This window comes from Bradyrhizobium sp. IC3195 (genome assembly GCF_020193585.1).
GTDB classification, from domain to species: domain Bacteria; phylum Pseudomonadota; class Alphaproteobacteria; order Rhizobiales; family Xanthobacteraceae; genus Bradyrhizobium; species Bradyrhizobium yuanmingense.
Map to the genome: position 1 here is coordinate 61,280 of NZ_JADYVG010000028.1, position 26,395 is coordinate 87,674.

Annotated in this window: 23 protein-coding genes; 13 read left to right on the forward strand and 10 right to left on the reverse strand. The window is 64.1% G+C overall.

Annotation, left to right across the window (positions count from 1 at the left end; translation table 11 throughout):
- Positions 1-261: 261 nt before the first annotated feature.
- Positions 262-1,497, reverse strand: a complete 1,236-nt coding sequence (locus I6F09_RS33510) for an LLM class flavin-dependent oxidoreductase (protein WP_225189926.1) — start codon at positions 1,495-1,497, stop codon at positions 262-264.
- A 474-nt stretch (positions 1,498-1,971) separates the two neighbouring features.
- On the opposite strand from I6F09_RS33510, the gene I6F09_RS33515 reads away from it, so the two are divergent.
- Positions 1,972-3,162 (forward strand): PHB depolymerase family esterase, encoded by a 1,191-nt coding sequence (locus I6F09_RS33515; protein WP_225189927.1) that lies wholly within the window; start codon positions 1,972-1,974, stop codon positions 3,160-3,162.
- Positions 3,163-3,193: 31 nt separating this feature from the next.
- Here I6F09_RS33515 and I6F09_RS33520 read toward each other — a convergent pair whose 3' ends face one another.
- A complete protein-coding gene (locus tag I6F09_RS33520; protein WP_225130141.1) occupies positions 3,194-3,496 on the reverse strand; it encodes a hypothetical protein in 303 nt (100 codons plus the stop codon).
- A gap of 195 nt (positions 3,497-3,691) precedes the next feature.
- On the opposite strand from I6F09_RS33520, the gene I6F09_RS33525 reads away from it, so the two are divergent.
- Entirely contained in the window at positions 3,692-4,060 is a 369-nt protein-coding gene (locus I6F09_RS33525; RefSeq protein ID WP_036023994.1) for a helix-turn-helix domain-containing protein, read from the forward strand.
- A gap of 2 nt (positions 4,061-4,062) precedes the next feature.
- Here I6F09_RS33525 and I6F09_RS33530 read toward each other — a convergent pair whose 3' ends face one another.
- Positions 4,063-4,743, reverse strand: coding sequence for an MBL fold metallo-hydrolase (locus I6F09_RS33530; protein WP_225189928.1), 681 nt, complete (start codon positions 4,741-4,743; stop codon positions 4,063-4,065).
- A gap of 161 nt (positions 4,744-4,904) precedes the next feature.
- Between I6F09_RS33530 and I6F09_RS33535 the strand changes: the two genes are divergently transcribed.
- Both I6F09_RS33535 and I6F09_RS33540 read left to right on the forward strand, forming a co-directional pair.
- Entirely contained in the window at positions 4,905-6,506 is a 1,602-nt protein-coding gene (locus tag I6F09_RS33535) for an alpha-amylase family glycosyl hydrolase (protein WP_036024022.1), read from the forward strand.
- Between the two features lie 200 nt (positions 6,507-6,706).
- A complete protein-coding gene (locus I6F09_RS33540; protein WP_225189929.1) occupies positions 6,707-7,195 on the forward strand; it encodes an MmcB family DNA repair protein in 489 nt (162 codons plus the stop codon).
- 207 nt (positions 7,196-7,402) lie between these two features.
- Here the strand turns inward: I6F09_RS33540 and I6F09_RS33545 are convergent, their stop codons facing one another.
- Together I6F09_RS33545 and I6F09_RS33550 are read right to left on the reverse strand one after the other, a co-directional pair.
- Positions 7,403-7,957 carry an ActR/PrrA/RegA family redox response regulator transcription factor gene (locus I6F09_RS33545; RefSeq protein ID WP_036002403.1) on the reverse strand — a complete coding sequence of 185 codons (555 nt, stop codon included), beginning with the start codon at positions 7,955-7,957 and terminating at the stop codon, positions 7,403-7,405.
- A 102-nt stretch (positions 7,958-8,059) separates the two neighbouring features.
- Positions 8,060-9,382 carry an ActS/PrrB/RegB family redox-sensitive histidine kinase gene (locus tag I6F09_RS33550; RefSeq protein WP_225141305.1) on the reverse strand — a complete coding sequence of 441 codons (1,323 nt, stop codon included), beginning with the start codon at positions 9,380-9,382 and terminating at the stop codon, positions 8,060-8,062.
- 119 nt (positions 9,383-9,501) lie between these two features.
- On the opposite strand from I6F09_RS33550, the gene I6F09_RS33555 reads away from it, so the two are divergent.
- From I6F09_RS33555 to I6F09_RS33570, 4 genes are all read left to right on the forward strand, one after another.
- Complete coding sequence (locus I6F09_RS33555) at positions 9,502-10,305, forward strand: ABC transporter ATP-binding protein (RefSeq protein WP_225189930.1); 804 nt, start codon at positions 9,502-9,504, stop codon at positions 10,303-10,305.
- Between the two features lie 211 nt (positions 10,306-10,516).
- Entirely contained in the window at positions 10,517-11,335 is an 819-nt protein-coding gene (locus I6F09_RS33560; protein WP_036002338.1) for an ABC transporter permease, read from the forward strand.
- Positions 11,336-11,456: 121 nt separating this feature from the next.
- On the forward strand, positions 11,457-12,785 hold the full coding sequence (gene phaZ, locus I6F09_RS33565) for a polyhydroxyalkanoate depolymerase (protein ID WP_036023987.1): 1,329 nt from the start codon (positions 11,457-11,459) through the stop codon (positions 12,783-12,785).
- 217 nt (positions 12,786-13,002) lie between these two features.
- Positions 13,003-13,842, forward strand: coding sequence for a SprT family zinc-dependent metalloprotease (locus I6F09_RS33570; RefSeq protein ID WP_036023974.1), 840 nt, complete (start codon positions 13,003-13,005; stop codon positions 13,840-13,842).
- Between the two features lie 324 nt (positions 13,843-14,166).
- Here I6F09_RS33570 and I6F09_RS33575 read toward each other — a convergent pair whose 3' ends face one another.
- Positions 14,167-16,377, reverse strand: a complete 2,211-nt coding sequence (locus tag I6F09_RS33575) for a penicillin-binding protein 1A (protein WP_225189931.1) — start codon at positions 16,375-16,377, stop codon at positions 14,167-14,169.
- 170 nt (positions 16,378-16,547) lie between these two features.
- Between I6F09_RS33575 and I6F09_RS33580 the strand changes: the two genes are divergently transcribed.
- The gene (locus tag I6F09_RS33580) at positions 16,548-16,973 is read left to right on the forward strand and encodes a DUF1330 domain-containing protein (RefSeq protein ID WP_036002330.1); all 426 of its coding nucleotides are present in this window, start codon (positions 16,548-16,550) and stop codon (positions 16,971-16,973) included.
- 129 nt (positions 16,974-17,102) lie between these two features.
- On the opposite strand, the gene I6F09_RS33585 is transcribed toward I6F09_RS33580, so the two are convergent.
- Positions 17,103-18,326, reverse strand: coding sequence for an ABC transporter substrate-binding protein (locus tag I6F09_RS33585; protein ID WP_225153624.1), 1,224 nt, complete (start codon positions 18,324-18,326; stop codon positions 17,103-17,105).
- A gap of 134 nt (positions 18,327-18,460) precedes the next feature.
- Positions 18,461-18,844, reverse strand: a complete 384-nt coding sequence (locus I6F09_RS33590) for a DUF1304 domain-containing protein (RefSeq protein ID WP_081494490.1) — start codon at positions 18,842-18,844, stop codon at positions 18,461-18,463.
- A gap of 72 nt (positions 18,845-18,916) precedes the next feature.
- Between I6F09_RS33590 and I6F09_RS33595 the strand changes: the two genes are divergently transcribed.
- Positions 18,917-19,447, forward strand: coding sequence for a methylated-DNA--[protein]-cysteine S-methyltransferase (locus I6F09_RS33595; RefSeq protein WP_036023966.1), 531 nt, complete (start codon positions 18,917-18,919; stop codon positions 19,445-19,447).
- A gap of 8 nt (positions 19,448-19,455) precedes the next feature.
- On the opposite strand, the gene I6F09_RS33600 is transcribed toward I6F09_RS33595, so the two are convergent.
- A complete protein-coding gene (locus I6F09_RS33600) occupies positions 19,456-19,641 on the reverse strand; it encodes a hypothetical protein (protein WP_036023964.1) in 186 nt (61 codons plus the stop codon).
- 33 nt (positions 19,642-19,674) lie between these two features.
- Entirely contained in the window at positions 19,675-22,464 is a 2,790-nt protein-coding gene (locus tag I6F09_RS33605; protein WP_225189932.1) for a [protein-PII] uridylyltransferase, read from the reverse strand.
- Positions 22,465-22,706: 242 nt separating this feature from the next.
- Here I6F09_RS33605 and I6F09_RS33610 point away from each other — a divergent pair, with 242 nt between their 5' ends.
- The 3 genes from I6F09_RS33610 to I6F09_RS33620 all read left to right on the forward strand — a co-directional run bounded on the left by I6F09_RS33610 (position 22,707) and on the right by I6F09_RS33620 (position 26,253).
- Positions 22,707-23,216, forward strand: a complete 510-nt coding sequence (locus I6F09_RS33610; protein WP_036002314.1) for an OsmC family protein — start codon at positions 22,707-22,709, stop codon at positions 23,214-23,216.
- A 184-nt stretch (positions 23,217-23,400) separates the two neighbouring features.
- Positions 23,401-24,210: a hypothetical protein gene (locus tag I6F09_RS33615; protein WP_036002311.1), complete on the forward strand. Its 810-nt coding sequence runs from the start codon at positions 23,401-23,403 to the stop codon at positions 24,208-24,210.
- Positions 24,211-24,576: 366 nt separating this feature from the next.
- Positions 24,577-26,253 carry a PAS domain-containing methyl-accepting chemotaxis protein gene (locus I6F09_RS33620; protein ID WP_225189933.1) on the forward strand — a complete coding sequence of 559 codons (1,677 nt, stop codon included), beginning with the start codon at positions 24,577-24,579 and terminating at the stop codon, positions 26,251-26,253.
- The last annotated feature ends 142 nt before the right edge of the window (positions 26,254-26,395 follow it).

Below are 26,395 nucleotides of genomic sequence, written 5' to 3' on the forward strand. Positions count from 1 at the left end.
ACGTTTGCTCCGGTTGGCTGGCCCCGCAAACATAGCACGATCCGGCCGCGATGAGCTGCGGTCGTCTTGCGCACAAAATCGTCACTCCCACCGCCGTCGTCCCCGCGGAGGCGGGGACCCATAACCACAGGGAGGAGTTTTGGTGCGAGGCTGGTAGCTCCGAGTCTTCGTAAATCCGCATCCTGTGGTTATGGGTCCTCAGATGCGCAATTGCGCATCATAGCTCGCGCTGCGCGCGCCCCGGGACGACGAGTGGAGTGCCTACCGCTTCGCCGCTTCCTTCTGCAGATCCGGCGCGTTGACGGCGGGAATGGCGACGCGGCCGGGGCCGGTCACCTTCAGCGCCTCGGCGGCCTTCTCGTTCTCCATGATCTTGGCCATCACGGCCTGACCCGCACGCTCGAAGATCGCGCGGTTCTCGATCACGAATTTTTGCGACCTGCGCAGCCCGTCGATATAGCCGTTGATCTCGGGCACAACGTAGCGCGCCACCATGTCCCAGCTCCGGCGGGTGTTTTCCGGATTGGCCCAGTCGTGCACGAAACCGATGACGGCGCCGACGCCGCCGGAGACCTGCATCACGTTCTTGATGGTCTTGACGAGATCGTCGGGCGTGCCGATGGTGGACGCGGCGCCCTCGACGAAGGCGGTCTTGTCGACGGCCTCGTCGGGCGATGAGAACGCGGTGAGGCCGGGCCGCTGCAGCGTGCCGACATTATATTCGTTGTGCCAGCGCATCAGCCCGGCGCCGGCCTCGCGGCGGGCTTGTTCACGCGTCTCGGCGATGTGCCAGGTCAGGAGCACGCGCCAGTCGGCGCGGTCGACCGTGGTGCCGTGCTTCTTGGCGGCATCCTCGGCGAACTGCCATTGCTGCTGCAGCGACATCAGGCCCTGCGTCGTCATCGAGCCCAGCGAGATGATGCCGATGCCGTATTTGCCGGCCAGCGTCATGCCGGAGGGCGAGATCTGCGAGGCCACCACGAACGGCATCTCCTCCTGCAGGGGCAGGATCTGCAGCGCGGCGTCGTTCATCGTGAACCAGTCGCTTTTGGCGGTGACGCGCTCGCCGTTGAAAAGGCGGCGGATGATGCCGATCGCCTCGTCCTGGCGGTCGCGCTGCGTCATCGGATCGATGCCGAGCGTGTGCGCGTCGGAGGCGAGCGCGCCCGGTCCGGAGCCGAAAATGGCGCGGCCGCCGGTCATATGGTCGAGCTGCACCATGCGCTGGGCGACGTTGAAGGGATGGTGATAGGGCAGCGACACAACGCCGGTGCCGAGCTTGATCCGCTTGGTGCGCTCGCCGGCCGCGGCCAGGAACATCTCGGGCGAGGCGATCATCTCCCAGCCCGAGGAATGATGCTCGCCGCACCAGAACTCGTCATAGCCGAGCGCATCCAACTGCTCGACCAGGTCGAGATCGCGCCGGAACTGCAGCATCGGATGCTCCCCGATCGGGTGATGCGGGGCAAGAAAGGCTCCGAACTTCAGGCGCGCCATGGCGGTCTCTCCGGCTGAATTTTCTGTTTGTTGGTCGTGTCAGGCTACGTGCCTGACGGCACGAACGCAATCACGCGATGTCCCGCGCGGTGGAATGCAGGCATGCGCGGTGGCAAGCGAGACGTTGCGTAGTCCTCGCCTCCTTCGCGCTTCATCACGATAACGACACGCAGCGCGATTGGGCCGGTTCGTTCATTCGCGTTCGCACCTCCGCGTCGAAGCCTCACAATCAGCGCGCGCAGAATTCCTCGCCTCGCTCTTGTCATTTGTGACATTCGTCATGATGGGCGCCGCATTTCCGGCGCGGATACGCCGCGCATCGGCACGAGATTGCGACGTTGCGGTTAATACGTGCGGATTCTTGCAGATTTTCAGCCAATTTCCCGAGATTGACAGCGCACGGTCTTTTTATTTTGCGCCGCAGCAACTATCTGGTTGGGCTGGACGTTGAACGTCGCCCACCAGGAACTTGCCGTGTCGTTAGCCAGAAACATCGACCTCTTGAGACGTCTGCCCCGGCTGGACGGACTGCGCTTCGCCGAGCCCGGCCGCGGTGCAGATGGATCGAGCCCGCTGCAGGAGGTCACTGGCTTCGGCGACAATCCCGGCGCCTTGCGCATGTTCGCGTTCGTGCCGGCGCAATTGCAGCGGCCGCGCGCGCTCGTCGTCGTGCTGCATGGCTGCGGGCAGACGGCGGTCGCTTACGATCTCGGCGCGGGCTGGTCGACGCTCGCGCAACATTACGGCTTTGCGCTGTTGATGCCCGAGCAGCAGCGCATCAACAATGCCAACACCTGCTTCAACTGGTTCAATCCGGAGGACACCGCGCGGGACAGCGGTGAGCCGGGTTCGATCCGCGCGATGATCGCGCATATGGTGAAGACGCATCGCATCGATCCCAGGCGCGTCTTCATCACCGGCCTGTCGGCCGGCGGCGGCATGACCTCGGTGATGCTCGCGACCTATCCGGAAGTCTTTGCGGCCGGCGCGATCATTGCCGGGCTGCCTTACGGCATCGCCTCGAACTTGCGCGAGGCGCTCGACGGCATGTTTCATTCCCCGGCGCGCCCTTCGCGCGAGCTCGGCGATCTCGTGCGCAGCGCCTCCGATCATCGCGGGCCCTGGCCGAGGGTCTCGGTGTGGCACGGCAGCGCCGACCGCACCGTCAATCCCGGCAATGCCAACGAGATCGTCAAGCAGTGGCTCGACCTGCATGGCTTGCCCGAACTGCCGATGGCGGAGACCAATGTCGACGGCTATCCGCGCCAGGCCTGGTGGGACAAGGACGGCGAGACGCTGGTCGAGTCCTACGCCATCACCGACATGGCGCACGGCACGCCGCTGGGGCTCGCCGACAACGATCAGCGCTACGGCATCGAAGGTGCCTTCCTGATCGAGGCCGGCATCTCCTCGTCCTACCACATCGCAAAGTTCTTCGCTCTCACCGGCTGGATTGCGGACGCCGCGACGACGAAGGCGGAAGCCGCGAAGCCCGCCACGAAGCCTGGCGCGAAACCGGCACTGTCGCCGGCACCGCATCTCGCCCGCTCGATCCGCACCGCGGTCGCCGCGGAGCCGGCCGAGCCGCAGGGCGAGAAGGCGCGCGGCTTCGACCTCGGCCAGATCATCACGCGCGCGCTCACGGCCGCGGGGCTGATGAAGTAGCTCCACCCCGCTGTCGTCCGGAGGGCAAGGTCTACCCCGTCTGATCGATCACCTCGACCGGCGTCACGCTGATCTCGCCGCCCGCGACCTTCCGCGTCACCTCCTGGTAGTGCTTGAAGAAGTCGCGCGATTGCAGCGTTTTCTGCGCAGCATCGTCGGCGACGCTGGCGAAGTGGAGATAGCTGCCGTCGTCGCGATGCTTCAGGCAACGATAACCGATCCTCCCCTTCAGCTCCGCATCGGCGTCGATCGCCCTGATGAAGCGGCCGATCTCGCGGTGCCACTCCTCCGTCGTGCCGTTCTTGAACGCGTATCTGATCATGAAGTGCTTCATGTGACGCTCCCTGTTCGTCTTGTGCGTCATCATCTGCGCGCTCGATACGATCCCGCAAGTATGGACAAAATTGATAGTATGGACTTTTTCGCCGTTGCTCCTATCCTCATCGCATAGCGTTTTCGAGCGAAGTGGATACCGGTTCGCGTAAAGAAAACGCGTCAAAACAAGAATCTTCCACGTGGAGGAAACGACATGGCGAAGATGTCTCCCGCGCGCACCTGTCCGGTCGCGGCGTTTCAGAAGATGATCAGCGGCAAATACAAGCTGCGCATCGTCTGGGACCTCAAGGACGGCCCGCGCCGCTACGGCGAGATCAGAAGCGGCTTGCTGCGCGGCGCGTCAGGCAGCGCCGAGATCACCCCGCGCGTGCTCAGCCGCGAATTGAAGGCGTTGACGATGAGCGGCCTGATCGACCGCAAGGATTTCGGCGAGGTGCCGCCGAAGGTCGAGTACCGCCTGACGCGCAAGGGCAAGAGCTTCGTCCCCGTCGTTGCCGCAATCCGCGAGTGGGGCGAGCGCAATCTCGGTGAGGCGACGGCACTCGCGGACGCCGCTGAATAAGCCTACATCTCGCCGGTGATGAACGGATTGGTCATCCGTTCCTGGCCGATGCTCGAGCCGGCGCCGTGGCCGCAGATGAAGCCGACATCGTCGCCGAGCGGCAGCAATTTCGTCTTGATCGAACTGATCAGCGTGGCGTGACTGCCGCCGGGCAGGTCGGTGCGTCCGACCGAGCCGGCGAACAGGACGTCGCCGACATGGGCAAACCGCAGATCCTTGTTGAAGAACACCACGCTGCCGGGCGAATGACCCGGACAATGCAGGATGTCGAACTGCAAGCCGCCGATCGACACGCTGTCGCCCTCGTCGAGCCAGCGGTCGGGCGTGAAATCGCGTCCTCCCGTCATGCCGAAGCGCGCGCCGCTCGCCACGACGTTGTCGAGCAGGAACTTGTCCGCGACATGCGGTCCCTCGATCGGCACCGTCAGCGCATCGCGCAGCTCGGCCGCGCCGCCGACATGGTCGATATGGCCGTGGGTCAGCCAGATCTTCTCCACCGTGACGCCGGTCTGCTTGATCGCATCCAGGATCTTCGGCACGTCGCCGCCGGGATCGATCACCACGGCCTTCTTGGAAGGCTCGTCCCAGATGATGGTGCAGTTCTGCTCGAACAGCGTCACGGGAACGATGATCGCGCCCGCCTTGGCTTGCCGGGATTCTTGGCTGTCGTTTTGCTCGGTCATGGCCTCACAATGCCGATTTTTGCCGGGCCGCCAAGCAAAAGATTCGGGCCCGTGCCAGGGAACGACCGTCACACGGCCGTCCCAATTGGCCTGCCAATTTGAACCGGGGCGTTGCTGTCGCGTTCTCCCGCGCAAGGCGTCAGATTTGGGTGGTCTTCGGCATGGCTCACGACAACGAGAATTGGTGGCGCGATGGCATCTTCTATCAGATCTATCCGCGCTCGTTTCAGGACTCGGACGGTGACGGCGTCGGCGATCTCGCCGGCATCCTCAAGAGGCTGCCTTACGTCAAGTCGCTCGGCGTCGATGCGATCTGGCTGTCGCCGATCTTTCCCTCGCCGATGGCCGATTTCGGCTACGACATCTCGGACTATGTCGGCATCGAGCCGCTGTTCGGCACGATGGCCGATTTCGACGCGTTGCTCGCGGCCGCCCACGACAACGGCCTGAAGCTGATCCTCGACCTCGTGCCGAACCACACCTCCGACCAGCATCCCTGGTTCGCCCTGAGCCGGTCCTCGCGCGACAATCCCAAGCGCGACTGGTACATCTGGCGCGATCCTGCGCCAGGCGGCGGCGTTCCGAACAATTGGTTGTCCGAGTTCGGCGGCAGTGCGTGGGCTTTCGACGAGACCACGGGACAATATTACTACCACGCCTTCCTCGCCCAGCAGCCGGATCTCAACTGGCGCAATCCGGACGTCCGCAAAGCGATCTACGACGTGATGCGGTTCTGGCTCGACAAGGGCGTCGACGGCTTTCGCGTCGACGTGATCTGGCACCTGATCAAGGACGCCGAATTCCGCGACAATCCGGCCAACCCGCACTACGTCGAGGGCCGTCCGCCGAACGAAAAAATCCTCACGCAATATTCTACCGACCAGCCGGAGGTGCATGACGTTATCGCCGAGATGCGGCGCGTCACCGATTCCTATGGCGCGCGCGTCTTAATCGGCGAAATCTATCTGCCGCTGCACCGGCTCGTGGCCTATTACGGCAACGATCTCACCGGCGCGCAGATGCCGTTCAACTTCGCGCTGCTCTCGACCTTCTGGAGCGCCCGCTCGATCGAAAAGATCATCGAGGATTACGAAAAGGCATTGCCGCGCGGCGCTTGGCCGAACTGGGTGCTCGGCAATCACGATCGTCCGCGCGTCGCGAGCCGCGTCGGGCCCGAGCAGGCCCGCGTCGCGGCGATGCTGCTGCTGACGCTGCGCGGCACGCCGACGCTTTACTACGGCGACGAGATCGGCATGCACCAGCTCGCGATCGCGCCGGAGGACGTGCGCGATCCCTTCGAGAAGAACGTCCCCGGCATCGGTGTCGGCCGCGACGGCTGCCGCACGCCGATGCAATGGGATTCCTCGAACTTCGCAGGTTTTTCGCAAGCAAGGCCCTGGCTGCCGCTGCCGGAGGACCACATCCGCGAGAATGTCGCCAATCTCGAAGCCGACCCGCGTTCGATCCTCAACCTCTACAAGCGCCTGATCGGCTTGCGGAAGAGCTGCCCTCCGCTGGTCACGGGCGATTATCATCCGATCGCCGCGCAAGGCGATCTGCTGATCTATCGCCGCGCGGCCGGCGGCAAGGCCGTGATCGTCGCGCTCAATCTCGGCCCCGATCCGGTCGCGGTGACCAGCAGCGCGATCCGTTTCGGCAGCAGCATCTTGCTGTCGACGTTCCTGGATCGCGAAGGTGAGGAGATCGAAGGCGTGCTGGACCTGCGCGGCAACGAGGGCGTGGTGGTGGCGTCACCCACCTAACTGTCGTCCCGGGGCGGGACGAAGTCGCGAGCTATGATGCGCAATTGCGCATCTGAGGACCCATAACCACAGGAAGAAGTTTTGCGACGACTCGGAGTTGCCCGCTTTGCCCCACACGTCTCCCTGTGGTTATGGATTCCGGGCTCGCGCTGCGCGCGTCCCGGAATGACGGGCGGGATGGAATCGGCTATTCTCCCGCCATGGACAACATCGCCCGCATCACACTCGTGCCGCCGCCGGATCGTCGCCAGTCGGAGACGGCGCTGGCGATCGCGCGCGGCACCGCGCGTCTGTTGCGCTCGCTCGGCTTCTCCTGCATCAGCGAATTGCCGCTGCCGTCGGGCCGGCGCGCCGATCTCGTCGCGCTGAACGAGCGCGGCGAGATCTGGATCGTCGAGATCAAGTCGTCGGTCGAGGATTTGCGCGCCGATCAGAAATGGCACGAATACCGCGCCCATTGCGACCGGCTGTTCTTCGCCTTCACGCAGGATCTGCCGTGCGAGATCTTCCCCGATGACACCGGCCTGATCGTCGCCGACGCCTACGGCGCGCACCTGCATTGCGAGGCACCCGAGCACAAGCTCGCCGCCGCCACACGCAAGCAGATGACGGTACGTTTCGCGATGACGGCGGCCTTGCGGATCAACCGCCTGGTCGATCCGCAGGGCCATGCGGATTTCTGGGAGTAGGCTGACTTCGTAGCCCGGATGGAGCGCAGCGCAATCCGGGACAATTGCAGCCCGTCGCGCCAATCCTGGATTACGCTGCGCTCCATCCGGGCTACGCAGTGTCGTAGGGTGGGCAAAGCGAAGCGTGCCCACCAATTAAAATTAATCAGGATCGAAATAGAGAACGTGGGCACGGCGCTTCGCGCCTTTGCCCACCCTATGCGACCGCTACCTCGGCGCGCGCTTCGCCAGGATCCGCTGCAAGGTACGCCGGTGCATGTTGAGCCGGCGCGCCGTTTCCGAGACGTTGCGATTGCACATCTCGTAGATGCGCTGGATGTGCTCCCAGCGGACGCGGTCGGCCGACATCGGGTTGGCCGGCAGCTCGGATTTGTCCGTGTTGGTCGACAGCAGTGCGGCGACGACGTCGTCGGCATCCGCGGGCTTGGAGAGATAATCGATCGCGCCCATCTTCACCGCGGTCACCGCAGTGGCGATGTTGCCGTAGCCGGTCAGCACGATCGCGCGCGCATCCGGCCGCTTCTTCTTGAGCGCCGAGACCACGTCGAGGCCGTTGCCGTCGCCGAGCCGCAGATCCACCACCGCGAACGCCGGCGCCGATTTGCCGATCTGCGCAAGCCCGTCCGAGACCGTGTCGCATGATGTCACCGAAAAGCCGCGGCTCTCCATGGCCCGTGACAAACGCTCCAGAAACGGCTTGTCGTCTTCAACGATGAGCAGCGAGCGGTCGGTCTGTTCGTTCAGGTCGGCAATGGCGTTCAAGGTTGTTTCCTCTCTCCAGCGCATCGACATATGGCGTCGCAATCGCGCGGTGCCAAGGCGGCAAATGGTCGACCCGCCCCGTTGTGCGACGCAAGGTCGCGGCTATCCTATTGTTTCTTCGAGCGTCTCGATAGCCTCAAAACGCTGTCTCGGCCATGTGATCTGAACCACCGCACCATGGTCCGGAAAGATTCGGTTGGTAAACGAAACCTTCGCGCCGGTGCGCTCCAGCAAGGTGCGCGCGATGAAGACGCCGAGGCCGAGGCCGCGCCGTTCGCCGCCACCATCATCCTGGGGGCGTCGCCGCGACAGATAGGGCTCGCCGATCCGGTTGAGGATATCGGGTGGAATGCCCGGTCCGTCGTCGGAGATCACGAGCTCGATATGGTCCTGGTTCCACCAGGCGTTCACCTCGACGGTGGTGCGGGCGAAATCGACCGCGTTCTCGACGATGTTGCCGATGCCGTAGAGGATGGCGGGATTGCGCGAGCCGACCGGCTCCGCCGCCGCGGCCACCGCGATCCGCACCTTGATCTCGACGCCGAAATCGCGATGCGGCGCCACCACCTCCTCGATCAGCTCCGACAGCTTCATGTGGTCGAACGGCGCGCCGGTGGGGGAAAGCTGGGTGATCTTGCTGAGGATGTCGCGGCAGCGCTGGGTCTGCTCGCGCAAGGTCTTCAGGTCGGCGGCGATGCTTGGCTCCTTCACCGTCTTTTCCAGCTCGCGCGAGATCAGGAAGATCGTCGCGAGCGGCGTGCCGAGCTCGTGTGCGGCCGCGGCGGCAAGACCGTCGAGCTGGGTCAGGTGCTGCTCGCGCGTCAGCACCAGTTCGGTTGCGGCCAGCGCGTCCGCAAGCTTGCGCGCCTCCTCGGTCACCTGGAACGAGTAGAGGCTGGTGACGCCGATCGCGAGCGCAATCGAAAGCCAGACCCCGACGAGATAGACCGGCGGCAGCACCAGGGGATCCTCGGAATCCCACGGCAGCGGAAAATGGAAGAAGAACAGGATCGACGCGCAGGCCACCGCGAGCAGGCCGAGGCCGAAGGTGAAACGGGCCGGCAGCGCCGTGGCCGAGATCAGCACGGGCGCGAGGAACAGGAACGAGAACGGGTTCTGCAGTCCGCCGGTGAAGAACAACAGACCGGCCAGCTCGACGATGTTCAGCGCGAGCAGGCCGGCCGCCTGCATCGGCTCCAGCCGCTGCATCGGATTGGCTGCGGTCTGGAGTGCGAGGTTGAGCGCCGCCGAGAGCGCGATGATGCTGACGCAGGGAATGATCTCGACGTTGAACTCCAGCCCCTGGGCCACGATGAAGATCGCGGCGAGTTGCCCCAGCACCGCCAGCCAGCGCAGCCGCAGGATCGTGTCCAGCCGGATATGCCGCTGCGCGTGATGGAAGTCGGAATCGGCAATTTTGGTCATATCGGCCAATGTGGCGGCGCCTTCCAAGGTCACGGACGCCGGGCTGACGGAACCGCCCGGTGAGGAGCCCTTACATCGAGCCTTGCGCTCGCCGATGCAATAGCAGAAGAACGGCCAGCATGACCGAGAATGGCAAGGCTTCAAGTCGGCCGACTGTCGCGGATCGAGATTCGTCCGCGGCAATTGCCGCCGATCACCTCGTCAAGGTCTACAAGCAGACCCGCGCCGTCGACGACATCTCCTTCTCGCTGCCGCGCGGCAGCATCACCGGGCTGCTCGGCGGCAACGGCGCCGGCAAGACCACGACCATCGCGATGATCATGGGCTTGGTGCTGCCGACCTCCGGCCGCGTGCAGGTGCTCGGTCACGAGATGCCGGACGAGAGTGCGTCCGTGCTGGGGCGGATGAATTTCGAAAGCCCCTATGTCGACATGCCGATGCGGCTCACGGTGCGGCAGAACCTCACCGTGTTCGGCAAGCTCTATGCGGTGAAGAACCTCACTGAGCGCATTGCCAGGCTCGCCGCCGATCTCGACCTCGGCGATTTCATCGACCGCGCCAACGGCAAGCTCTCCGCCGGGCAGAAGACCCGCGTTGCGCTGGCAAAGGCGCTGATCAACCAGCCGGAGCTGCTCTTGCTGGACGAGCCGACCGCCTCGCTCGACCCCGATACCGCCGATTGGGTGCGGGCGCATCTGGAGCGGTATCGCCGGGACAACAACGCCACCATTCTCCTCGCCTCGCACAACATGCTCGAGGTCGAGCGGCTCTGCGACCGCGTCATCATCATGAAGCGCGGCCGCATCGAGGACGACGACACGCCCGAGGCGATCATGGCCCGCTACAACCGCACCACGCTGGAGGAGGTGTTTCTCGACGTCGCCCGCGGCCGGGCAAACGGGGCGAAGGAGGCGGTGAGGTGAGGGAGAGCTGTAATCGTAACTTCAATGGAACGACGTCATTCCGGGGCGCGCGGAGCGCGAGCCCGGAATCCATAACCACAGGCGGCAGCTGTGAGGCGAGACTGGTAAATCCGAGTCTTCGCCAAATTCAATCCTGTGATTATGGATCCCGGGTTCGCGACTACGTCGCGCCCCGGGATGACACTTTCCATCCCGGCCACGGGGTACGGCCATGACCGAGCTCTCCCTCCACCGCGGCATCTCGCTCCACCGCATCGGCGCGATGATCCTGCGCTATTGGTATCTGCTGCTGTCGTCCTGGCCGCGGCTGCTCGAGCTGCTCTATTGGCCGGCGCTGCAGGTCATCACCTGGGGCTTTCTCCAGTATTACATCGCCGAGAACGCCAATTTCTTCGCGCGCGCCGGCGGCACGCTGATCGGCGCCGTCATCCTCTGGGACATCCTGTTCCGCGGCCAGCTCGGCTTCTCCATCTCGTTCTTGGAGGAGATGTGGGCGCGCAACCTCGGCAATCTCATGATGAGCCCCTTGAGGCCGATCGAGTTTCTGTTGGCGCTCATGGTCATGAGCCTGATCCGGCTTGCGATCGGCATCATTCCGATGACCCTGCTCGCGCTGTTCCTGTTTCACTTCAACATCTATGCCCTCGGCCTGCCCCTGATCGCGTTCTTCTGCAATCTGATCTTCACGAGCTGGTCGGTCGGCATCTTCGTCTCGGGCCTCGTGGTGCGTAACGGCCTCGGCGCCGAGAGCATCGTCTGGACCTTGATGTTCGCAATCCTGCCGCTTGCCTGCGTCTACTACCCCGTCAGCGTGTTGCCGGTGTGGCTGCAATACGTCGCCTGGGCGTTGCCGCCGACCTATGCCTTCGAGGGCATGCGCGCGCTGCTGATCGAGCAGACCTTTAGGAGCGATCTGATGATGGAGGCGTTGCTCATCAACGCCGTCCTTTTGGTTGCATCTTTTGGGGCATTCCTTGCCCTTTTGCGCAGCGCAAAGCGGCACGGCTCGCTGCTGTCGGGCGGTGAATAAAGTCACTTTCCCGTGGATTCAGGCTGATTTGGCGGTTTTCGGCACGTAGATGTACGGAACCATGCATTGACGCAATATTACGCATTCGGCAGTATGCTGCGATGCGAAGAGGAATATGACGATGCCTATTGGTGAGTTCGGCGGCGCACCGCCCCTGGCGGCAGAAGGCAGTCCGGCCCTGACGACGCCGATGTACTGGATGTACGAGATGGCGCACGCCTCTCTCAATCCGGCGCGTGCGGTCACCGACGCGACCAAGCTGCTGTTTCAGAACCCCCTCAATCCCTGGTCGCGCACCGAGGTCGGCAAGTCGGTCGCCGCGGCCTGCGAATTGTTCGAGCGCACCACGCGCCGCTACGGCAAGCCGGAATGGGGTCTCAACGACACCGAGGTCAACGGCATCCGGGTCCCCGTCGAGATCCGCTCGGTCTGGGAAAAGCCGTTCTGCAAGCTGCTCTACTTCGACCGCAAGTTCGCCCGTCCGCTGCGCAGTCCGCAGCCGCGTGTGCTGATCGTGGCGCCGATGTCCGGCCATTATGCGACGCTGCTGCGCGGCACGGTCGAAGCCTTCCTGCCGGCGCATGAGGTCTACATCACCGACTGGGCCGATGCCCGCATGGTGCCCTTGAGCGAAGGCCGCTTCGATCTCGACGATTACATCGACTATGTCATCGAGATGCTGCATGTGCTCGGCGGCAACACCCACGTGATGGCGGTGTGCCAGCCCTCCGTGCCCGTCGTCGCGGCGGTCTCGATCATGGAAGCGCGGCGCGATCCGTTCGTGCCGACCTCAATGACGCTGATGGGCGGCCCGATCGACACCCGCCGCAATCCGACAGCGGTGAACAATCTCGCCCAGGAGCGCGGCATCGACTGGTTCCGCAACCACGTCATCACCAAAGTGCCGTTCCCGCATCCGGGCATGATGCGCGACGTCTATCCAGGATTCTTGCAGCTCAACGGCTTCATCAGCATGAATCTCGACCGGCACATGGATGCCCACAAGCAGCTGTTTGCCCATCTGGTGAAGGGCGACGGCGATCTCGCCGACAAGCATCGCGACTTCTACGACGAATATCTCGCGGTGATGGATCTGTCGGCCGAGTATTACCTGCAGACCGTCGACACCGTGTTCGTGAAGCACTCGTTGCCGAAGGGCGAGATGACCCATCGCGGAACCCGCGTCGATCCTTCCAAGGTCAAGCGCGTCGCGTTGATGACGGTCGAAGGCGAGAACGACGACATCTCCGGTCTCGGTCAGACCGAGGCGACGCACACATTGTGCAGCGCGATTCCCGATCATCGCCGCGTTCATTACGTCCAGAAGGGCGTCGGACATTACGGCGTGTTCAATGGATCGCGTTTCAAATCGGAGATCGTGCCACGGATTCACGACTTCATGGTTTCGGCTGCGAATCCTGCTTCGTTGCAGGCGCTTGCGGCTGAATAACCTCGAATTTCGGCTTTCCCGTCGAAATTTAGGCCCCTGTCGCGGCCGCCGGCGGGCGCAACTCCACGCCAGATTCGCGGTATTTAGGTAGCTTTATAGGAGTGAGTCAGCCCTCACCCCTTGGGGGTGTTGCATGCGTCTAGCGGGGGCGAAAAAAGCCGGTTCCAACCCCAGTCTGTAGGGTCTCCCGGACGCCTGACCGCTGTATATTGGGCAAATGATTTGTTTTTGCGCCGAGCGCTTCCCATGGCGGCGGTTATGGCAGAATCCGGGCGCCCTCCTGCCCCCCGGACTGACAGACATGGCCACCCGCGCACTCCTTTATCGTAGGCCCCACGAACCGAAGACCCTCGTCATCACCCACGGATCGCAATTTTTTGCGATTCGGCTGCGCCGGCACCGCCGCGCGCGCCGTTACACGCTCCGAATCCATCCGAGCGACCGCGAAGCCATCCTCACCATGCCGCCGCGCGGCACGCTTGCGGAGGCCAAGGACTTCGCACAGCGTCACGGTGCGTGGATCGCAGCGCGCCTCGGCCGCTTGCCGAAGGCCGCACCGTTCCAGCCGGGCACGGTGATACCGCTGCGCGGGACGCCGCATCGCATCGTTCATCGCGCCGGCACCCGCGGCACGGTGTGGACCGAGGTGCGTGACAGCGGTGAGCGCATTCTCTGCGTCGCCGGCGGCCTCGAGCATGTCGATCGGCGCGTCAGCGATTTCCTCAAGCGCGAGGCGCGCCGCGACCTGCAGCGCTCGGCGGAGGTCTACGCGGCCGAGCTCGGGGTCAGGGTCAAGCGCCTCTCGATCCGCGATCAGTCCAGCCGCTGGGGCTCCTGCACCTCGGCCGGCTCGCTGTCGTTCTCCTGGCGGCTGATCCTCGCCCCGCCCTTCGTGCTCGACTACCTCGCCGCGCACGAAGTCGCCCATCTCGTCGAGATGAACCACTCGCCGCGCTTCTGGCGCGTCTGCGGCAAGGTCTGCCCGTCGATGGAGCGCGCCAAGAAGTGGCTCGACACGTACGGGAATGATCTGCACCGGTATGGCGTCGAGGATTAGTTCCTCGCAGATCAGGCCGCGCTCCCAGCGCTGTCATCGCCCGCGAAGGCGGGCGATCCAGTACGCCGCAGCAGCCGTTATGAATCTCGATGCCTCGGAGTACTGGATTCCCCGCCTTCGCGGGGAATGACAGGAGAGAGTGGGCAGGCATCACCGCTCCATTATCGCCACACTTCGCGACGATTGCGCCGCTTGCCTGATTAATCCCGGCGCATCAACCGCTTCGCAGCATCCAGCGCGCATCGCGCCGGACCTCGTCTTCTACTGTGCATGGGGTTGTTTTCGCAGTTTGTGCTTTGAGGCCCGAAGGGTCCCAACCCACAACTACCGATTCCCGCCGAACAGCCGGTCCATCAGCCAGCCATCGAGCCCGGCTGCCGCCTCGGGGCGCACATTGGCGCGCGTCGGAGGCGGCGGGCGATAGCCGCCGGCGTTCGGTTGTGGCGGTGCCGCGGGCGTCGGCGGCGACACCTGCGAGGCCGCCTGCGCGAGGTTCGACAGGCCCCAGCCGCCGGGTGAGCTCGGCAACGCCGCCACCGGCACGCCCTCGTGCGCGGCCTTCATGAAGCGCGACCAGACTTCGACCGGCAGGCCGCCGCCGGTCGCCTTCTTGGTCGGCGAGTTGTCGTCATTGCCGAGCCAGACGCCGGTGACGAGATTGGCGGTGTAGCCGATGAACCAGGCGTCGCGATAATCCTGGCTGGTGCCGGTTTTGCCCGCCGCCGGCCAGCCCGGGATCTCCGCCTTCTTGGCAGTGCCCGAAACAAGCGTCTCCCGCATCATCGCGTTCATCATGCCGACATGGCGGGGGTCGATGACCTGGTTGCGCTCCTCCGCCTGGCGCATGTAGAGCAGCTTGCCGCTGACTGTCCTGATCCTTGTGACGACATGCGGCGCCACGGCGAGGCCGCCATTGGCGAACGGCGCATAGGCGCCGACCAGCTCGACCATGGAGACTTCGGAGGTGCCGAGCGCGATCGAGGCGTTGGGCTCGAGCTTGGAGGAGATGCCGAGGCGGTGTGCGGTGCGCACCACGTTCTTCGGCCCGACCTCGAGGCCAAGACGGATCGCGACGGTGTTGAGCGACATCGCCAGCGCCTGCGTCAGCGTCACCGCGCCGAAATATTCATGGGTGTAGTTCTCAGGACGCCAGCCCTTGACCTCGATCGGCGCGTCCTGGCGCATGGTGTCGGGCGTCAGCCCCTGCTCGAGCGCGGTCAGGTACACGAACGGCTTGAACGAGGAGCCCGGCTGACGTTTTGCCGTGACCGCGCGGTTGTACTGGCTGTCGGAATAGTTCCGCCCGCCCACCATGGCGCGCACCGCGCCGTCGGGCGTCATGGCCACCAGCGCGCCCTGGCTGACGTTGAACTTCACGCTCTTGGCCGCGAGCTCGTCGATGATGGCGGCTTCCGCCACGCTCTGCAGCTTCGGATCGATCGTGGTCTCGACCTTGATGCTCTCGTCGATCTGCCCGACCAGATCGTCCAGCACCTCGCCGATCCAGTCGGCGACATAGTTCACCGTGCCGGCGCCGGCCGGCTTCACGTTGTAGGAGGGATGGCCGATCGAGGCCTTCGCCTGCGCGTCGGTGATGAACTTCGCATCCGCCATCGCCGCGAGCACGATCTGGGCCCGCGCTTCGGCACCTTCCGGATTGCGGTTCGGGGCAAGGCGGGACGGCGACTTGACGAGGCCGGCCAGCATCGCGGCTTCCGCGACCGTCACGGCCTTCGCCGACTTGCCGAAATATTTCTGCGCTGCCGCCTCGACGCCGTAGGCGCCCGAGCCGAAATAGACCCGGTTGAGGTAAAGCTCCAGGATCTCATCCTTGGAATGCTTGCGCTCCAGCCAGATCGCGAGCTCCACCTCCTGCAGCTTGCGCCGGATAGTGCGCTCCTGGGTCAGGAACAGGTTTTTCGCGAGCTGCTGCGTCAAGGTCGAGCCGCCCTGCGAGACGCCGCGATGGAGCACGTTGGTGACGAGCGCGCGCAGGATGCCGACCGGGTCGATGCCGAAATGCGAATAGAAGCGGCGGTCCTCGATGGCGATGAACGCCTTCGGCAAATGCGGCGGCAGATCCTTCAGCGCGACATTGGCGCCGGCCATCTCGCCGCGCTGGGCCAGAATGCTGCCGTCGATGCCGACGATCTGGATCGTTGGCGGGCGCTTCGGGATCTCCAGCGACTGGATCGGCGGCAGATGCGCGCCGACATAGATCACGACGCCGATCACCGCGATGACGCCCCACAGGCTCAGCACCGCGCCCCAATAGACAAGGCGGCCGAGACCGAACCCGCCACGCGACTTCGCTCGACGCTTGGCGCCGCTGCGGCCGGCTGGCGCCTTGCGCTCGCGCGGCGGCTCGGTGCCGGCATCCTCGCTCTTGCGCTTGGCGGATGGTTTCGCGGATTTCTTCGGCTTGTCGTCGCCGCCGGGAACGCGGTCTGCCGGGGTGAGCCGCAGATCGGCGAGCGCCGCGGGCAAGCCGAACAGCGGCTCCTTCCGCGCACCCTTTTTCTTTCCCCACGCCATACGCAAAACGCCCGGTCAGCCCGCCCCGCCGAGACGCTAGCGGTCGCTGTTTAAGGCCGGGTTACCCCGGCGTTAACGCACGATTAGGAGATGCGGCATTCGCCGGCCGCAGTTCCGCTTCGGGGGCCGCAAGGCTAAGATCGCTCGTATCAATAAGATGAGGGAGCGCCATGGGCCATATCGATCCGACCAAGGAGATCTTCGCGCAATTCCGGGAGAACGATCGGCCGGGCCCGATCCACATGCTCAACCTGGTGCGCCTGCGCAAAGAGGCGGCCTATCCCGACGGCCGCAAGGCCAGCGGCGCGGAAGCCTATGCGGCCTATGGCCGCGAAAGCGGCCCGGTGTTCGAACGGCTCGGCGGGCGCATCGTCTGGCAGGGCAAATTCGAGCTGATGCTGATCGGCCCGCAGGAGGAACGCTGGGACCATTGCTTCATCGCCGAATATCCAACCGTCGCCGCCTTCGTCGAGATGATCCGCGACCCCGTCTATCGTGAGGCGGTGAAGCACCGCCAGGCCGCGGTGGAGGATTCGCGGCTGATCCGGCACGCCGTGCTGCCGGTCGGGAAGAACTTTGGAGAGATACCGACCTGAACGCCAAGTAGGAGGCTCTCTCGATCGTCATGGCCGGGCTTGACCCGGCCATCCACGGCTTCCTTGACGCCCCAACAACGTGGATGCCCGGGACAAGCCCGGGCATGACGTCGCAGAGGCAGATGCGTTCTAGCCCGACGGGCCGGTGTCCTCGATGATCGGTCCGAACAGCTCCCAGCGCTCGCCGTTGAACTTCATCATCTGCATCTGCTTGTTGACGCGGTAGTCGTTCGGGCCGGTGTTGATCTTGATGCCGGGCAGCGCCAGGCTCGGCGTGTAGCCCTTGATATTGGCGGCCTGCTTCATGATGTTCGCACGCGTCAGATCGTCGCCGCATTGCTTCAAGACCTGCACCAAGAGCTCGGCGACCGAATAGGCGTAGGTGTTGATGGTGTTGAGCTTGTCACCTTCCGGGAAATACTTGTCCATGAAAGCGAAGAAAGCCTTCACGCCGGGATCGTCCTTCCACTGCGGGTCGCTCGGCTCCTTGCCGTAATTGGTCGAGATGATGCCCTTGGAGATGTCGAGGCCTGCCGGCTTCAGCGTCGCCGAAATCGGGCTCGCATTGATGTCGAGGATGTGCACCGGCGTCCAGCCGAGATCGGCAAGCTTCTTAATCGCCTGCGCCGCGAATTTCGGCGTCGAGGCGTTATAGAACAGGTCGACGCCCATCGACTTCAGCTTCACCACCTGCGAGTCGACGGTGGGGTCGGTCACCTCATACGACACCTCGCCGACGATCATGTTGGCCTTGTCGCCGAGGCCGCTCTTGAGGCCGGCAAGATAGTCGCGGCCCATGTCGTCGTTCTGGTAGAGCACGCCGATCTTGGCGTTGGGGTGATTGGCGAGAATGTATTTTGCGTAGATCCGCCCCTCGGACACATAGTTGGGATTGTAAGCGATGGTCCAAGGATAGTTCTGCGGATCGTTGAAGCGCGCGGCACCGGTCGAGGCCAGCAGCTGAGGTACCTTCTTGCCGTTGAGGTACTTCTGCACGGCGGCGTTCGCGGCTGTGCCGATCAGCTGGAAGGTGAACAGGACCTCATCGCCCTCGACCAGCTTGCGCACCTGCTCGACGGTCTTCGGCGGCGAATAGGCGTCGTCATACTGGATCAGGTTGATCTTGCGGCCGTTGATGCCGCCCTGATCGTTGATCATCCTGAAATATGCGGCCTGGGTCTTGCCGATATTGGCGTAGACCGAATAGGCGCCGGAGAACGGCACGGTCTGGCCAATCTTGATCTCGGTGTCGCTTGCGCCGGTGTCGTATTTCTTCTGGGCGAGGGCCTGGCTGGTCGAGACTGCGAGGGCGAACGCCGCCGTGGCAGCTAGGAAGGCTCTGCGATTGTTCATATTGGAACGTTCCTCCTGACGGAATTATCGGCCGATGGTCTTTCTCCGTTGATTGCAACGGTCGCCATCGCTGCCGAAGATTGTGGAGGAAGCTTCGCCGCAGCGCAAGGATCGCGGCGCTGTGCCGTAGCGTCTCAGGCGAGAAACATCGCAATCAGCGCGATTGCCGCCGGCAGCGCCTGCACGATCAGAATCCGCGTGCTGACGGTCGCCGCGCCATAGGCGCCGGCCACGATTACGCAGAGCAGGAAGAACACCTTGATCTGGAATGCGAAGGCCGGGTTGCCGTGGAACAGGCCCCAGACCAGGCCGGCCGCGAGGAAGCCGTTATAGAGACCCTGATTGGCGGCCAGCACCCTGGTGATCTCGGCCTTCTCGGGCGAATTCCGAAACACCTTCAGGCCCAGCGGCTTGTCCCAGAGAAACATCTCCAGGACGAGGAAGAAGACGTGCAGCGCCGCGACCAGCGCCACCAGGATATTGGCGATCAGGATCAAGGTGAGCTCCCCCAAAAGCATCAGCTTTCGGGTGGACGTTAGCACGGCCGCCGTGGCAAGTGCGATCGATGTGTTTCGATTGCTGGTGCCGCAATGTCCGCTCGATCAACCAAGGTGCCTGAACGCTTCGGTCTCGACCACCTGGCGACGCCGATCGGGATTGCGCTGCTCGTCACCGATGCCGAGGGCAAGCTGCGCGCGCTCGACTGGGAAGACTATGAGCACCGCATGCGCGATCTGCTGCGCCTGCACTATGGCACAGTGGATCTGCGTGATCAGCCTGCGCCGTCGGACATGCGGACCGCACTATCGCGCTATTTCGACGGTGATCTCGGTCAGCTCCAGAGCATCGCATGGCGTATCGCCGGCACGCCGTTCCAGCAAAAAGTCTGGACCGCGCTCGCGCAGATCCCCGCCGGCACCACGATGAGTTACGGCGCGCTCGCCGCGAAGATCGACATGCCCAGGGCGATCCGCGCCGTCGGCCACGCCAACGGGTCAAATCCGATCAGCGTGGTGCTCCCGTGCCATCGCCTGATCGGAGCGGACGGTTCGCTGGTGAAGTATGGTGGTGGCCTCGAGCGGAAGAGATGGCTGCTGCGGCACGAGGGGGTGGAGATTTGACGCGCAGCTCAGATGCTGTTCGGGTTAATGCGCGGATCCCCCTGTTTCCAGTCAACCCATTCCTCTGCGTCTCGAAGCGAAACAAAGTCGGCGATCGGAATGTCTGTTAGGTCAGCGCGCCGTTCGATCACACGCCATCCGCCCTGTTCGAGGCGCTGGATTATGTAAGATTCGACCGGAAGGTAATCAGTCATTGCGGCTGAGCCTTTTGGGATTGCGAGGCTGGTTCAAGCCGCCGGCTGCACCGCCTTGTCGCCGGCCATCACATGGGTCAGCGCGCTCTTGATCGCGGCCTGGCGCGTCGGCGCGTTGATCTGGGCGCCCAGGAGGTCGGTGACGTAGAACACGTCGCGCGCGCGCTCGCCGAAGGTCGCGACATGGGCCGAGGCGATGTTGAGATTGAGCTTGGAGATCGCGGTGGTCAGCTCGTAGAGCAGGCCGGGCCGGTCGAGCCCGGAGACCTCGATCACGGTGTAGCGATCGGACCATTGGTTGTTGATCGTCACCTCTGGTTCGATCACGAAAGGCTTCGCCTTGCTGCGCACGGTGCGCCGCGCCACCACTTCGGGCAGGCGCAGCTTGCCCTCCAGCACGTCCTCGATCATCTCACCGATGCGCGTGGCGCGCCGTCCCTCGTCCTCGTCGCGGTCGTATTCGCGCGAGATCGAGATGGTGTCGAGCGCGCGGCCGTCGGTCGTGGTGTAGATCTGGGCGTCGACGATGTTGGCGCCGGCCGAGGCGCAGGCGCCGGCGATGATCGACAGCAGCCAGGGATGGTCGGCGGCGAAGATCGTCAGCTCGGTGACGCCGCGCACCTCGTCGAAACCGACATTGATCGCGAGCTTGTGGCCGGCCTGCTCGCTGGAGCGGACGAAGCGGGCGTGCCGGATCTTGCGCGGCAGCTCGACCTTGAGCCAGTAGGCCGGATAGTGCCGGCCGATATAGGCGTCGAGCTCGTCGTTCGGCCATTCGGCGAAGGCCATGCGGAATTCGGCGTGCGCAGCGGCGAGGCGCTTGCCGCGGTCGACCTCTGAGAAGCCGCCGGTCAGCACCGGCTCGGTCTCGTAGTATAGCGAGCGCAAGAGCTGCGCCTTCCAGCCGTTCCACACGCCAGGGCCGACGCCGCGGATGTCGGCGGTGGTCAGGATGGTCAAGAGCTTCATCTGCTCCACAGACTGCACCACGGCAGCGAAATTCTCGATGGTCTTGCGATCGGAGAGGTCGCGCGACTGCGCGACCGTGGACATCGTCAGGTGCTCCTCGATCAGCCAGGCCACGAGCTCGGTGTCGGCCGGGCTGAAGCCGAGCCGCGGGCAGAGCCGCCGCGCCACCTTGGCGCCGGCGATGGAGTGGTCCTCGGGACGGCCCTTGGCGACGTCGTGCAGCAGCGTTGCGATGTAGATCACCGCGCGGTGCTCGGGCCGGATCTTGCGGAACAGGTCGCTCGCCAGCGCGAACTCCTCGATGCCGCCGCGCTCGATGTCCTGGAGGAAGCCGATGCAGCGGATCAGGTGCTCGTCGACGGTGTAGTGATGATACATGTTGAACTGCATCATCGAGACGATCTTGCCGAAGGCGCGGATGAAGTGACCGAGCACGCCGGTCTCGTTCATCCGCCGCAGCACGATCTCGGCATTGTCCGAGGTCAGGATCTCCATGAACAGCCGGTTGGCCTCGGGATTTTCGCGCAAGCCCGCATTGATCAGGCCGAGCGAGCGCGTCACGTCGCGCATCGCATCCGGATGGAAGGCAAGGTTGTTCTTCTGCGCGAGGCGGAAGATGCGGATCAGATTGACCGGGTCGTGCTTGAACACGTCGGGCGCGGCAACATTGATGCGGTTGTTGTCGACGATGAAGTCGTCGCTGTCGGGGACGCGCCGCTTCACTGCGCTCGGTCGCAGCCGCGCCATCACCCGGCTCAGCACCGGCGCGGGCTTGGCCTGCTGGTCCTCGAGCTTGGCGCAGAGGATGGCGGTGAGGTTGCCGACTTCCTTGGCAACCAGGAAGTAGTGCTTCATGAAGCGCTCGACGTCCTGCATGCCCGGATGCGAGGTGTAGCCGAGACGTATCGCGATCTCGCGCTGGAGATCGAAGGAGAGGCGCTCCTCGGCGCGACCAGAGTAGAAATGCAGATTGCAGCGCACCGACCAGAGGAAGTCGGCGCAGCGGCGGAAGGTGCGATATTCCTGCGCGTCGAACACGCCGCGCCCGACCAGCTCGTGGGTGTCGCGGACGCGGTAGACGTATTTGGCGATCCAGAACAGTGTGTGCAGGTCGCGCAAGGCCCCCTTGCCGTCCTTGACGTTGGGCTCGACCAGATAACGCGACTGGCCGCCGCGGCGGTGGCGCTCCTCGCGCTCGGCGAGCTTTGCGGTGACGAATTCGGACGCGGTGCCCTGCACCACCTCCTTGTCGAAGCGCTCGACCAGCTCGTCATAGAGCGGCTTGTCGCCGGTGAGGAAGCGCGTCTCCAGGATCGCGGTGCGGATGGTCATGTCGCCGCGCGCCTGCCGGATCGATTCATCGACCGATCGCGTGGCGTGGCCGACCTTCAACCCCATGTCCCAGAGGCAATAGAGGATCGCTTCGGCGACCTGCTCGCCCCAGGCGGTCTGCTTGTAGGGCAGGATGAAGAGCAGATCGATGTCCGATTCCGGCGCCATCAGGCCGCGGCCGTAGCCGCCGGTCGCCACCACCGCCATGCGCTCGGCGCCGCTCGGGATCGGCGAGCGGTAGAGATGGCGCGTCGCGGCCGAATACAGGATGCGAATGATCTCGTCCTGCACGTGGCACAGCCGCTCGGCGCAGCGGCGGCCGTGGCGGTCCTTCAGAAGGATCGCCTGGGCGGCGGCGCGCGCCGCGATCAGCTCCGTCTTGAGCAATAGCGCCATCGCCGTGCGGAACGCGTCCTCGCGCCCCTCGTGCTTCTCGGCAAGCGCATCGACCGCGGCGGTGATCCGCGCGGTATCGAAGCGCTCGTCCACCTGTGGCTTCTGCTCAGTCGCGACGCTGTCCATGTCTTACCGGATATAAGAGGTGACAGGCGCTGTCACGAGACATTCGCAAGGGACGACCGGCGAGTTTCGCCACGCAGATGAATCGGCTTCGATACCGATATCGGCGCCTGGGGTAACGTCATGAATGTGCTCAGATTTTTCTCCTGGATCCCGGCTGGTCATGACTGCCTCCACCAATCATGGGCTGACACAAAACCAATCGCGCTCTATACCGCTCGTCGATATCCCCGGGAGAGAACAAGATGGACGCTGCAGAGCTGCGCCAGATGCAGGCCCCGATCAAGGAGCGCTACAAGACCGATCCCAAGGCTGCGCTGATCACGCTGAAGGCCAAGGGCTCCACCGATAGCGAAGGCATTGCGTGCAAGGTCGAGACCGGCCGCGCTATCGCGATGGCCGGCCTGCATCCGGGCACAGGCGGTTCCGGCCTCGAGCTCTGCTCCGGCGACATGCTGCTCGAAGCCCTGGTCGCCTGTGCCGGCGTCACGCTGAAATCGGTCGCGACCGCGATCGAGGTGCCCTTGAAGACCGGCAACGTCTATGCCGAGGGCGATCTCGATTTCCGCGGCACGCTCGGCATCGACAAGGAGACCCCGGTCGGCTTCGCCGAGATCCGCCTGCGCTTCGAGGTCGACACGTCAGCGCCGCAGGACAAGCTCGATCTGCTGCTCAAGCTCACCGAGCGGTATTGCGTGGTCTATCAGACCATCAAGAACGGCCCGAAGGTTTCGGTGTCGATGCAAAGGATGTAAGACGCAGGTCGTCATTCCACCGATTGGTGTCGTCCCGGGGCGCGCCGCTTGGCGCGAGCCCGGGACCCATAATCCCCGGCCGTCGGGATTTTCGGACGGTCGTTGCTCCTAGCTCTTAAGCCACCATGGCCTGTGGTTATGGATTCCGGGCTCGCGCTTCGCGCGCCCCGGAATGACAGATAAAATGTCCCTCGATCTCCACTTCCTTCTCTTCCTGCTCCTGCGCATGGCGATCGCGGCGGCGTTCGTGGTGACGGCATCGATCATCACCGAACGCTCGGGACCCGTGATCGGCGCGCTGATCGCGACCCTGCCGGTCTCGGCCGGGCCGTCCTACGTCTTCCTTGCGATCGATCATGACGCCGCGTTCGTCGCCCAGGGCGCGCTGGCGAGCCTGCCGGTCAATGCGGCAACGATCTTGATGTGCCTCACTTACGTTGTGCTGTCGCAGCGGCACACTCTCGTGGTGAGCTGCGGAAGCGCTTTCGCGGTATGGATCGGGATGGCCTCGATCATCCGCCAGTTCGACTGGTCGCTCGCCGCGGGGCTCGCCGCCAATCTGATCGCGTTCGGCATCTGCATTCCACTGCTCGCGCGCTATCGCCATGCGAAGATGCCGCTGGTGACGCGCCGCTGGTACGATGTGCCGATGCGCGCTGCGCTGGTTGCGACCCTTGTCGCCATCGTGGTTTCGACATCGAGTTGGGTCGGCCCGCGCATCAGCGGCATCATTGCACTCTTTCCCGTGGTGTTCTCCAGCATCATGGTCATCCTGCATCCGCGCATCGGTGGACCGCCGACCGCTGCCGTGCTCGCCAACTCCGCCTGGGGCCTGCTCGGATTTGGCATGGCGATTGCGGTCCTGCACGTTGCAGTCGTGTGGTTCGGCTCCGCCGCCGGCTTGTGCCTCGCGCTCGCAACTTGCGTGGCATGGAATCTGACGCTGTGGAGAATAGGACGGCGCGCCTTGCGCCGCACGCGGCCGATGCCGTGAGACTACGGATATGCGCGACGCGACGTCGCGAGAAGCCGATGTGGCCCGCTCGGATCAACCGTTGAATGAGCGCCATCATTTCAAGTCCTGCCGTACTGTTCCGGTGTGAGCTCCAGCGGCTCCTCGCGCTGACATGCTGATAACCCCCGTCGAATTCCCGACAGTAAAATTAGAACTTTGTTCGAGCTTTTGCCGTAAAGAATCAGGCTGCTCGCCCGCTTCGTTGCTGTCCGACCATCGCGACGGACCTTCCAATCGGATCTGGGGGAGACGCAGATTGGAATATGTCAGCACTGCTGCGCGATCAGTTCCTCGATACTGACGAGCATATCCCCCTTCGGCTCAATTCGAGATGGAGATTTCCTGATGTTCGGCCGTAAATTCCACACTGATGCACAATCGCGGCTCGATGCCATCGGCCGTTCGCAGGCGATGATCGAATTCAATCTTGATGGGACGATCATCGCGGCCAACAAGAATTTTCTCGACGCACTCGGCTACCGGCTCGAGGAGATCCAGGGCAAGCATCACTCGATGTTCGTGCCGGCCGACCAGCGCGACAGCGCCGAGTACAAGGCGTTTTGGGCCGCATTGAACCGTGGCGAGTATCAGGCGCGCGAGTTCAAGCGGATCGCGAAAGACGGCCGCGAGGTCTGGATCGAAGCATCCTACAATCCGGTGCTCGACGGCAACGGCAAGACGGTGATGGTCGCCAAGATTGCGACCGACATCACCGAGAAGAAGATCCGCAGCATGACGGACGCCTCCAAGATCGCTGCCATCAGCCGCGCCCAGGCCGTCATCGAGTTCAAGCTCGACGGCACCATCGTCTCGGCCAACGAGAACTTCTGCAAGGCGCTCGGCTATTCGCTCGACGAGATCAAGGGCAAGCATCATAGCCTGTTCGTGGCCGAGGCCGACCGAAACAGCCCGGCCTATCGCGAATTCTGGGCCGCGCTCAACCGCGGCGAATACCAGGCCGGCGAGTTCAAGCGCATCGGCAAGGGGGGCCGCGAGGTCTGGATCCTTGCCTCCTACAATCCGTTGCTCGACGAAAACGGCAGGCCGTACGGCGTGGTCAAGTTCGCGACCGACGTCACCGCGGAGAAGCTGAAGAATGCCGATCTCGCCGGCCAGATCGCGGCGATCGACAAGGCCCAGGCTGTGATCGAGTTCAACATGGACGGCACGATCATCACCGCCAACGCCAACTTTCTCGGCGCGCTCGGCTATTCGCTGGCCGAGATCAAGGGCCGCCACCACAGCATGTTCGTCGAGCCCTCCGAGCGCGACGGTGCCGGCTATCGCGAGTTCTGGGCCGCGCTCAATCGCGGCCAGTACCAGGCGGCCGAATACAAGCGCATCGGCAAGGGCGGCAAGGAGGTCTACATCCAGGCCTCCTACAATCCGATCCTCGACCTCAACGGCAAGCCGTTCAAGGTCGTGAAATATGCCACCGACGTCACCAAGCAGGTCCTGGTCCGCATGGGCAACGAGCGTGTCCGGGGCATGATGGAATCGGTCGCCGCCGGCTCGGAGGAACTCAACGCCTCGGTGCGGGAGATCTCCGAGGCCATGACCAAGTCGCGCGAGACCGCGATGGGCGCGGTCGAGCAGGTCGGCGCCGCCGACGCGCAGGCCCAGCGCCTCACCGAGGCCGCGCAGGCGATGAGCGGCATCGTCGAGATGATCAACAACATCACCGGGCAGATCAACCTGCTCGCGCTCAACGCCACGATCGAATCGGCACGCGCAGGCGAGGCCGGCCGCGGCTTCGCAGTGGTCGCTTCCGAGGTCAAGAGCCTCGCCAACCAGGCCAAGCAGGCGACCGACAAGATCGGCCAGGAGATCGGCAGCCTCAACAGCATCTCCGGCGACGTCGTCAGCGCGCTCGGCTCGATCAAGCAGGCGATCAACAATGTCAGCGAGTACGTGACCTCGACCGCCGCCGCGATCGAGGAGCAGAGCACGGTGACCAACGAGATGTCGACCAGCATGCAGCGCGCCGCCGCGGAAGCCGCGGCGATCGCGGCGCGGGGGTAGGCCGGGCTCGGAATTGTAGGACCTCCTAGCCTTGGTCAAGAGGTTTCATGCCTTAATGCAACAGAGTAGCGCAGTGCTCACCGCTGTCCAGGACGCTTCGCGCCGGCTACGCCGGTGCCGATGGCATCCTGGACAGCGGCTG